Origin of the sequence: Actinoplanes sp. NPDC049668 (genome assembly GCF_044465445.1) — a bacterium.
Lineage (GTDB): Bacteria > Actinomycetota > Actinomycetes > Mycobacteriales > Micromonosporaceae > Actinoplanes.
The window spans coordinates 42,032-50,745 of the sequence record NZ_JBITLR010000005.1 but is presented as its reverse complement, the minus strand read 5'-3'; the positions used below and the strand labels follow the sequence as shown (position 1 = coordinate 50,745).

The 8,714-nt window shown below is 74.8% G+C and carries 7 protein-coding genes; 4 read left to right on the top strand and 3 right to left on the bottom strand.

All coding sequences use genetic code 11. The features are described from left to right. Nucleotides 1-158 precede the first annotated feature (158 nt). Nucleotides 159-1,175: a polysaccharide deacetylase family protein gene (locus tag ACIBSW_RS21480; protein WP_354723002.1), complete on the bottom strand. Its 1,017-nt coding sequence runs from the start codon at nt 1,173-1,175 to the stop codon at nt 159-161. Between the two features lie 195 nt (nt 1,176-1,370). Next, entirely contained in the window at nt 1,371-2,225 is an 855-nt protein-coding gene (locus ACIBSW_RS21475) for a P1 family peptidase (protein WP_354723000.1), read from the bottom strand. Between the two features lie 130 nt (nt 2,226-2,355). Here ACIBSW_RS21475 and ACIBSW_RS21470 point away from each other — a divergent pair, with 130 nt between their 5' ends. The 3 genes from ACIBSW_RS21470 to ACIBSW_RS21460 are packed head-to-tail and all read left to right on the top strand — an operon-like array spanning nt 2,356 to nt 6,814. Next, on the top strand, nt 2,356-4,026 hold the full coding sequence (locus tag ACIBSW_RS21470) for a DUF4331 domain-containing protein (protein WP_354722998.1): 1,671 nt from the start codon (nt 2,356-2,358) through the stop codon (nt 4,024-4,026). 56 nt (nt 4,027-4,082) lie between these two features. Next, the gene (locus ACIBSW_RS21465) at nt 4,083-5,390 is read left to right on the top strand and encodes a hypothetical protein (protein ID WP_354722996.1); all 1,308 of its coding nucleotides are present in this window, start codon (nt 4,083-4,085) and stop codon (nt 5,388-5,390) included. Further along, the gene (locus tag ACIBSW_RS21460) at nt 5,387-6,814 is read left to right on the top strand and encodes a sulfite exporter TauE/SafE family protein (RefSeq protein WP_354722994.1); all 1,428 of its coding nucleotides are present in this window, start codon (nt 5,387-5,389) and stop codon (nt 6,812-6,814) included. The genes ACIBSW_RS21465 and ACIBSW_RS21460 overlap by 4 nt, the downstream gene beginning before the upstream one ends. A 73-nt stretch (nt 6,815-6,887) precedes the next feature. Here ACIBSW_RS21460 and ACIBSW_RS21455 read toward each other — a convergent pair whose 3' ends face one another. Then, nucleotides 6,888-7,175 (bottom strand): hypothetical protein, encoded by a 288-nt coding sequence (locus tag ACIBSW_RS21455; protein ID WP_354722992.1) that lies wholly within the window; start codon nt 7,173-7,175, stop codon nt 6,888-6,890. 145 nt (nt 7,176-7,320) lie between these two features. On the opposite strand from ACIBSW_RS21455, the gene ACIBSW_RS21450 reads away from it, so the two are divergent. Continuing rightward, nucleotides 7,321-8,709, top strand: coding sequence for a transaminase (locus ACIBSW_RS21450; protein ID WP_354722991.1), 1,389 nt, complete (start codon nt 7,321-7,323; stop codon nt 8,707-8,709). Nucleotides 8,710-8,714: the final 5 nt, after the last annotated feature.

Sequence of the window (8,714 nt, the reverse complement as noted above, 5' to 3'; positions counted from 1 at the left end):
CCCGTGCGGCGCACCGGCCGCGGATTGCGGCTAGTGCAGGGTCGAACACCCCTCCAGCGCCGGCGTCGGGGTCTCCGCGGCGGCCGCCGCCGGCGGCCGGGGGGGGGGGGGGGGGGGGTGCCCGCCGCGCCCCGCGACCGGTGACCCGCCGGGCTGGGCTACCCGACGCGGCAGGACAAGGACGGCCAGGCCCAGTTGCCGCCGTGCTGGACGGTGAAGCCGAAGGTGTTCCCGCTGCCGTTGGGCCGCGCGGTCATCACGGTGGCGCTGCTCCAGCTGACCGACGCGTTCCAGGTTGCGATGATCTTCTGGGGTGACTGCAGGGTGACCGTCACGACCCAGTTGTTCGTGCCGGAGACCGCGACCTGGCCGTTGAAGCGGTCGCTCCACTTCTGGCCCTCGGTGTAGGTCGTCGTGCAGGTGCCGCCGGGCGGCGGGGTGGTCGGGCCGGTGGTCGGGGGTGTCGTCGGCGTGGTGCCGTCGGGCGCGACGGCCCGGCCCGTGGTCGGCGAGATCATGCCGGCGCAGAGGCCGCGGTTGCGCAGGCCGGCGGCGATCTGCGGGATCGCGGCGACGGTGGTCGCGTACTGGTCGTGCATGAGGATGGTCTGCCCGTTGGTGAGGGTCGAGGCGGCCTGCACGATCTGCGCGGTGCTGGCGCCGTTCCAGTCCTGCGAGTCGACGTCCCAGGTCAGCGTCCGCAGGCCGAGGGCGGAGGCCGCCGACTGCAGCGTCGCGTTGGTCTCGCCGTACGGCGGGCGGAACAGCCTGGGGGTGCCGCCGCCGGCGTTCTGGATGGCGGTCTGGGTCCGGGACAGCTCGGAGGACATCTGCGCCTGGCTCAGGGTGAGCATGTGCGGGTGGGTGTAGCTGTGGTTGGCGATCCACATGCCGGCGCTGCGCTCGGCGGCGACCAGGCCGGGGTTGGCGGCGGCGTTCTGGCCCGTGTTGAACATGGTGGCCCGCACGCCCGCCGAACGCAGCGCGTTGAGCAGGTTGTTGGTGTTCGACGGGTTGGGCCCGTCGTCGTAGGTGAGCCCCACGTAGCCGTTGGCGCAGTCGGCCGCCGCGTCGGCCGAGGAGGTCACGGCCAGCACGCCGGCCGCGGCGAGGACGCCGGCCAGGGCGGCGCTCAACAGACCGGCTCGCCGCCGTCCGCCAGGTTTTCCGATCATGTGGTCACCCTCCTGGAAACAATCGACGTCCGTCGTTCCCTTCATTGTTGAGAAGTGATGACAGCACAGTCAACAACAAATTTCCGGAAGTTTTCCGGTACGTACGGAGGCGCTCACGACCAGTGCAGTTCGACCATCGATGATCGCAATCGCGGTGTCGGCGGGCCGAATTACCGAAACTTCCGGAGCCCGCGATCAGGCGACGGCGGCCCGGATGGCGTCCGCGACCACCTCGGCGGCGACCGCCCGCAGCAGGTCCAGGTTCGCCTCCGCGCCGGCCTCGCCGGTGGCCAGCGCGACCACCGCGTCACCGTCGTAGCGCGAATGCGCCGGATGCAGGGCCCGCGCGAAGCCCGCGTGTCCGCTCTGCGCGAGCAGGAAGCAGTCGGACTTGGACAGCCGCGCGTCGGTCAGCACCACGGCGACGGTGGTGTTCTCCATGCCGAACGCGGCCGCCGGGCCCGCGGCGCCGTCGGCGGCGCCGAAGAGCGGCTCGCCGTCGCGGCCCAGCACGTCGCCCCAGGCGTTGACCACGACGAGCGCCGCGACCCGTACCCCGCCCGCGTCGCGCTGCGCCCGGCCCAGGCCGCCCGGGTCCGTACGGCCGCGCCACTTGCCCGTCGACGCGCCGGCGCCCGCGCCGACCCGGCCGACCGCGAGGTCCCCGCCGGACAGCGCCGCGAGCGCCGCCGCGCGCCCGCCCTGCGCGCCGGGCGGGCCGGTACGCACCGACCCGTCGAAGATCGACATGCCGACCACGATCGGCACCGGCCCGGCCGGGGTCGGAAAGCCCGCGCCGCGCTCGCGCAGCAGGGCCATCACGCCGTCGGCCGCGGCGAGCCCGAACGCCGAGCCGCCCGACAGGACCACGGCGTCGACGCGGTCGACCAGCCGGACCGGGTCGAGCAGGGCGAACTCGCGGGTCGCCGGCGCGCCGCCGCGCACCTCCCCGGACCCGACCGTGCCGGCCGGCGGCAGGATCACCGTCACCCCGGTGCCGTCGCCGGTCCAGTGCCCGGCCCGGGCCGAGAACAGGTCCGCGGTGCTCATCGGCCCATTCTCTCCCGTTCGGAGCCGCCGGCGCCGCGGATGGGTCACTGACGGGAACCCGACCCACACCCAGCCGCCACCGCCGGTGGTCCGAAGCCCTCTCGCACGGCACCCCATCGGGAGGACAGAGATGACCACGCAACCCCTGCACAAGCGGCGCAGAGTCGCGGCGGCAATCGCCGCGGCCGGCACCGTCCTCGTCGGCTCCCTCGCCGGCCTCGGCCCCGCGGCGTCGGTGGCGTCCAGCCACCGCGAGGCCCCGCTGATCGCCAGCGACCCGGCCGCCGACAACACCGACCTGTACGCCTTCGTCAGCCCCGAACGCCCCGGCTACGTCAACCTGATCGCCAACTGGATCCCGTTCGAGGAACCGGACGGGGGCCCGAACTTCTACCCGTTCGCCACCGACGCCGCCTACAACATCAACGTGGACAGCGACGGCGACGCCAAGGCCGACGCGGTGTTCCGCTGGACGTTCAAGAACGTCGACAAGCGCGGCGGCAACACCTTCCTGTACAACAACGGCCCGGTCACCTCGTTCAACGACAAGAACCTGCTGTTCAAGCAGACCTACACGCTGGAGTCGTCGTTCGGCGGCGCGCCGTTCAAGACCCGGATCAAGGACGCTCCCGTCGCGCCGTCCCGGATCGGCGCCGCGTCGATGCCGGACTACCAGAAGCTGCGCGACGAGGCCACCATCCAGCTGCAGGGCGGCTGGAAGCTGTTCGCCGGCCAGGCCGACGACCCGTTCTTCCTCGACCTGGAGGTCTTCGACCTGCTGTACGGCGGTGACCTGAGCGAGACCGGCAACGACACGCTCGCCGGCTACAACGTCAACACCCTGGCGCTGCAGGTGCCGTTCAAGGACGTGGCGCTGGGCGGCGACGCCAAGCGCAACCCGGTGATCGGCGTCTGGACCACCACCGACCGCAACCGGGTACAGGTGACCGGGCAGAGCAACCCGAAGCTGACCGACGACCGGGTGCAGGTCTCGCGCCTGGGCAACCCGCTGGTCAACGAGGTGGTCGTGCCGGCGAACCTGAAGGACGCCTTCAACTCGATCTCGCCCGACAAGGACGCCGGCATCCCGGCCGTCGTCAAGCGGGTCACCGACCCCGAGCTGCCGAAGCTGATCGAGGGCCTCTACGGCGTGCCCGCGCCGGCCACCCCGCGCAACGACCTGGTCGAGATCTTCCTGACCGGCATCACCACCAAGGCCGGCGGCCCGATCAAGGCCGACCTCAACTCGCAGCTCAACAACAAGGACGTCGACCCGAAGCGGTTCCGCCCGTCGGAGATGCTGCGGCTCAACCTGAGCGTCCCGGTCACGGCCCAGCCGAACCGGCTCGGCGTGCTCGCCGGCGACCTGCAGGGCTTCCCGAACGGGCGGCGCCTGGCCGACGACGCGCTCGACATCGCCGTGCAGGCCGTCGAGGGCGCCGCGCAGACCGGCAAGCTGGTCGACGCGCTCGCCGCGGGCGACAAGGTCGACAGCAACGACAACATGTTCGGCGGCGTCTTCCCGTACGTCGCGCTGCCGAACCAGGGCGCCGTCAACGCCCGGGCCGGCAACACCGCCGCCGCCGCACCGGCGCAGCTGTCCGCCAGCGGCCCGGCGATCGAGAAGCCGGCGCCGGCGCTGAGCCCCGCCTCGGCGCAGGCCTCGGACGACCGGGGACTCTCCGCGGTGGTCCTGGCGTCCGTGATCGGCGGAGGCGCCGTGCTGGCACTGCTCGGCGCCTCGTGGATGTGGCGCCGCCGGACAGTTCCGTCGCGCGGCGACGACACCGTCGCCTTCTGACCGATACCGGCTACGGGCGCGCCCACCGGGCGCGCCCGTACGGAAGGGAAGCTCCCATGCGTCATCCAGTTCGGACGGTCCTGGTGGTGTCCGTCTCCGCGCTCGCCCTGCTCGCCACCGGCGCCGTCTTCGGCCTGCGGGAGCAGCCCGCCCCGGCACCGGCCGCCGCGCCCGCCCGGGTGCGCACCGACCGTCTCGCCGACAGCATCACCCGCGCACAGGACCGGCTCCGCGAGCTGCCCCGCGACCACCAGACGTGGGCCGCGCTCGGACTCGCCTACGTCGAGCAGGCCCGGATCACCGCGGACCCCGGCCTGTACCCGAAGGCCGAGGGCGCGCTACGCCGCTCGCTCGCGGTGCGCGGCAAGGACAACCCGGCGGCCCTGGCCGGCCTCGGCGCCCTCGCCAACGCCCGCCACGACTTCGCCGCCGCGCGCCGGTTCGCCACCGACGCGCTGCGCGACAACCCCTACGACTCCTCCGCGTACGGCGTACTCGCCGACGCGCACACCCAGCTCGGCGACGCGGCCGCGGCGACGGCCGCGGTGCAGCGCATGCTCGACCTGCGGCCCGGCCTGGCCGCCTACGCCCGCGCCTCGTACGACCTGGAGCAGCGCGGTCGGCTCACCGAGGCGCGCGACCTGATGCGACGGGCCCTGGACGCGGCCGTCGACCCCGCCGACATCGCGTTCTGCCGCGCCCAGCTCGGCGACCTGGCCCTCTTCGCCGGCGACCTGCCGGGCGCGAGGGCCGAGTACGCCGCCGGCCTCGCCGCGGACCCCGGCTACCAGCCGCTGCTGCGCGGCCGGGCCCGCGTCGCCGCCGCCTCAGGCTTCCCGGCCGCGGCCCTCGCCGACGCCGCGGCCGTCGCGGCCCGCACGCCGACGCCGGACACCCTGATGGAGTACGCCGAGCTGCTGCGCCTCGCCGGGCGTACCGCCGAGGCCGACCGGCAGCTGACCCTCGCCGACGCCGCGCACCGGATCTTCGTGGCCAACGGCGGCCGCGACGACCTGACCGCCGCGCTGCTCGCGCTCGCCGAAGGCGACGCGAGCGCCGCGGTCACGGCCGCCCGGGCCGAGTGGCGGCGCCGGCCGTTCGCCGAGGTCGCCGACGTGCTGGGCCGCGCGCTGCACGCCGCCGGCCGCGACGCCGAGGCCCTGCCGTACGCCCGCCGCGCCGTCGCGCTGGGCCCGCGCAACGCCGCGTACGCGTACCACCTCGCCGTGCTGTCGCTCAGCGCCGGCGACAGCGCGGGCGCCCGGGCGCAGCTGCTGCGGGTCCGCGAGCTCAACCCCTACTTCTCCCCCGCCGACGGCCCGACGGCCGCCCGCGCGCTGTCCGCATTGGAGGCCCGGCCGTGAGGCGTACGCTGATGATCCTCGTGCTCGCGATCCTCGGGTTCGCCGCATGGCCGGCCGCCGCGGCGAGCGCGCACCCGCTGGGCAACTTCTCGGTCAACCGCTACGCGGGGCTGACCCTGTACCCCGACCGGATCGACGCCGTGGTCGTGGCCGACCTCGCCGAGCTGCCGACCCTGCAGGACGCGCCGGCGTCGTGCGACGAGGCGGCGGCCGCGCTGGCCGTGACGGCCGGCGGCGCCGCCGTGCGGTGGAGTGTCGCGGGCTCCTCGCTGGTCTACGCCGAGGGCGCGGGCGGGCTGCGGACCAGCCGGCTGGACTGCCGGCTCTCCGCGCCGGCGGCGCTCGGGCGGTCCGCCGAGGTGACCGTGGTCAACTCCTTCCGCGACGACCGGATCGGCTGGCGCGAGCTCGCCGCCGCCGGGTCCGGCATCGCGCTGACCGGCTCGTCGCTGCCGACGGCGAGCGTGAGCGACGAGCTGCGGGCGTACCCGGCGGACCTGCTCGCGTCGCCGTCGGACGTGCGGTCGGCCACGTTCACGGCCGCGCCCGGCGCGGGCTCCGCGCCGGCGGCCGACGCGCCGCGGGCGGCGTCCGGCGTCCGGCCGGCCGGCCTGACCGGGCCTCTCGCGGGCGCCGAGCGATGGCTGGAGGACGCGGTCGGCGGGCGGCGGCTCACCCCGCTGGTCGGGCTGCTGGCGGTGCTGTTGGCGCTCGTGCTGGGCGCGGGCCACGCGGCGCTGCCCGGGCACGGCAAGACGGTGATGGCCGCCTACCTGGCGGGCAGCCGGGGCCGCACGCGCGACGCGGTGGCGGTCGGCGCGACCGTGACGCTGACCCACACCGGCGGGGTGCTGCTGCTCGGGCTGCTGCTCACCACGGTCGCGGGCATCGCCGGGGAGGCGGTGCTGGGCTGGCTCGGCTTCGCCAGCGGCGCGCTGGTCACGGTGATCGGCGTGGGCGCCCTGACGTCGGCGATCCGCCGCCGGTACCGCCCGTCCGGCCACGACCACGGGCACTCGCACGGACACGACCACAGCCACGGGCACTCACACGGTCACGGGCACAGCCATTCACACGGTCACGGACACTCGCACTCGCACGATCACGGGCCGGGTAAGTGGGGCATCGCCGGGCTGGGCATCGCCGGCGGGCTGGTGCCGAGCCCGTCCGCGCTGATCGTGCTGCTGGGCGCGGCGGCGCTCGGGCGTACCGTGTTCGGCGTCCTGCTGGTCATCGCCTACGGCCTCGGGATGGCCGCCACCCTGACCGCGGCGGGCCTGCTCCTGATCCGGCTGCGCGACCGCCTCGAGGGCCGCCTGCGGCTGTTCGACCGGTGGCGCTCCGTCGCGCCCTCGGCGACCGCGGCGCTCATCCTCCTGGTCGGACTCGGCCTCGCCGGGCGGGCACTGGCCACCGTCGCCTGAGCCGACCGTCCGGCAGGGCTCCGCCACCCCCGTGTGCGGCGGAGCCCGCCGCGCGGGGAGGTCGTGCCGGGGTCTACCTGCCGCTGTCGGACTGGAAGTGGCTGGCCGGGAAGTAGCCGGCCTTGAACTCCATGACCGGCGGCCGGGCCGGCGGCGGGCTGATCGCCGCGAGGTTGACCGGCGGCGGCGCGGCGGCCGGGACGGCGGCCGGGCCGGACGGGGCTTCGGCCTGGAAGACCGGCGCGAGCAGCTTGCCGAAGATCATCAGCAGCGTCATCGCCCAGGCCCACCACGGCACCGTCGCTCCGGGCCCGAACAGCTCGCTGACCACGGCGTAAGCCGCGTCGATGGCGAGGTCCACTCCGCGGCTCCCTTCCTGAGTTCCGCACTGATCAGCGCCATGTCGATCGGCAGGCGCCGCCCGATGCTGAGGACTTTTCCGGAGGCCGGCGGAATCGGTCGTCCGGACGGGAGCCGAGACGCCGGTTCGTTGGTAGCGTCGCGCCATGCCGACGGGTTCCGGAGCCGACGACGTCATCGACCGCGACCGCCTCCGCGCCCTGACGGACCGCGAGCGGGCCACCTTCGCGCGGCGCAACCCCCGCTCCGCCGCCGAGTACGCGAGGGCGGGCAACCTCTTCGGCCGGGTGCCGATGACCTGGATGAACAAGAGCGCCGCCGGCTACCCGGTCTACGCCGACACCGCGCGCGGCGCCCGGCTGACCGACCTCGACGGCCACGAGTACGTCGACTTCTGCCTCGGCGACACCGCGGCGATGGCCGGGCACTCCCCCGCGCCCGTGGTCGCGGCCGTCACCCGGCGCCTCGGCGAGCTGGGCGGGGCCAGCACCATGCTGCCGACCGCCGACGCGGCGGCGGTCGGTGCCGAGCTGACCCGGCGGTTCGGCGTGCCGCAGTGGAGCTTCGCGCTGACCGCGACCGACGCCAACCGCTGGGCGATCCGGCTGCTGCGCGCCGTCACCGGCCGGCCGCGCGTCCTGGTCAACAGCTACTGCTACCACGGCTCCGTCGACGAGTCGCTGATCGTGACCGGCGCCGACGGGTACCCGCGCAGCCGCGACGGCAACGTCGGCGCGCCCTGCGACGTGACAGTGACCAGCCGGGTCGCCGAATTCAACGACCTCGACGGGCTGGCCCGCGAGCTGGCGCACGGCGACGTCGCGGCCGTGCTGATGGAGCCGGCGCTGACCAACATCGGCATCGTGCTGCCCGAGCCCGGCTACCTCGCCGGAGTGCGGGCCCTGACCCTCGAACACGGCACGTACCTGATCAACGACGAGACGCACACGTTCTCGGCCGGGCCCGGCGGCGCGACCGCCGCCTGGGACCTGACGCCGGACGTCGTCACGATCGGCAAGGCCATCGGCGGCGGGATACCCATCGGCGCGTACGGGCTGTCGGCCGAGCTGGCCGCCGCGCTGCTCGGCCGCGCCGACCTCGACCTGATCGACATGGGCGGCGTCGGCGGCACCCTGGCCGGCAACCCGGTGTCGATGGCCGCCGCCCGGGCCACCCTGGAGGAGGTGCTCACCGACGCCGCGTTCGCCACGATGATCGAGGTGGCCACCGCGTTCGCCGACGGCGCCACCAAGATCATCGACGCGCACGCGCTGCCGTGGTCGGTCAGCCGGCTCGGCGCCCGGGTCGAGTACCGCTTCGCCGCTCCCGCGCCGCGGACCGGCACCGAGTCCGCCGCCCGCGCCGACCCGGAGCTCGAGGACTTCCTGCACACCTACCTGCTGAACCGGGGCGTGCTGCTGACCCCGTTCCACAACATGGCGCTGATGTGCCCGGACACCACCCTCGACGACGTCGCCCGGCACCACGAGGTGTTCGCGGCGGCGCTCGGCGAGCTGCGGGGCGCGGCGGCCTAAGCTGT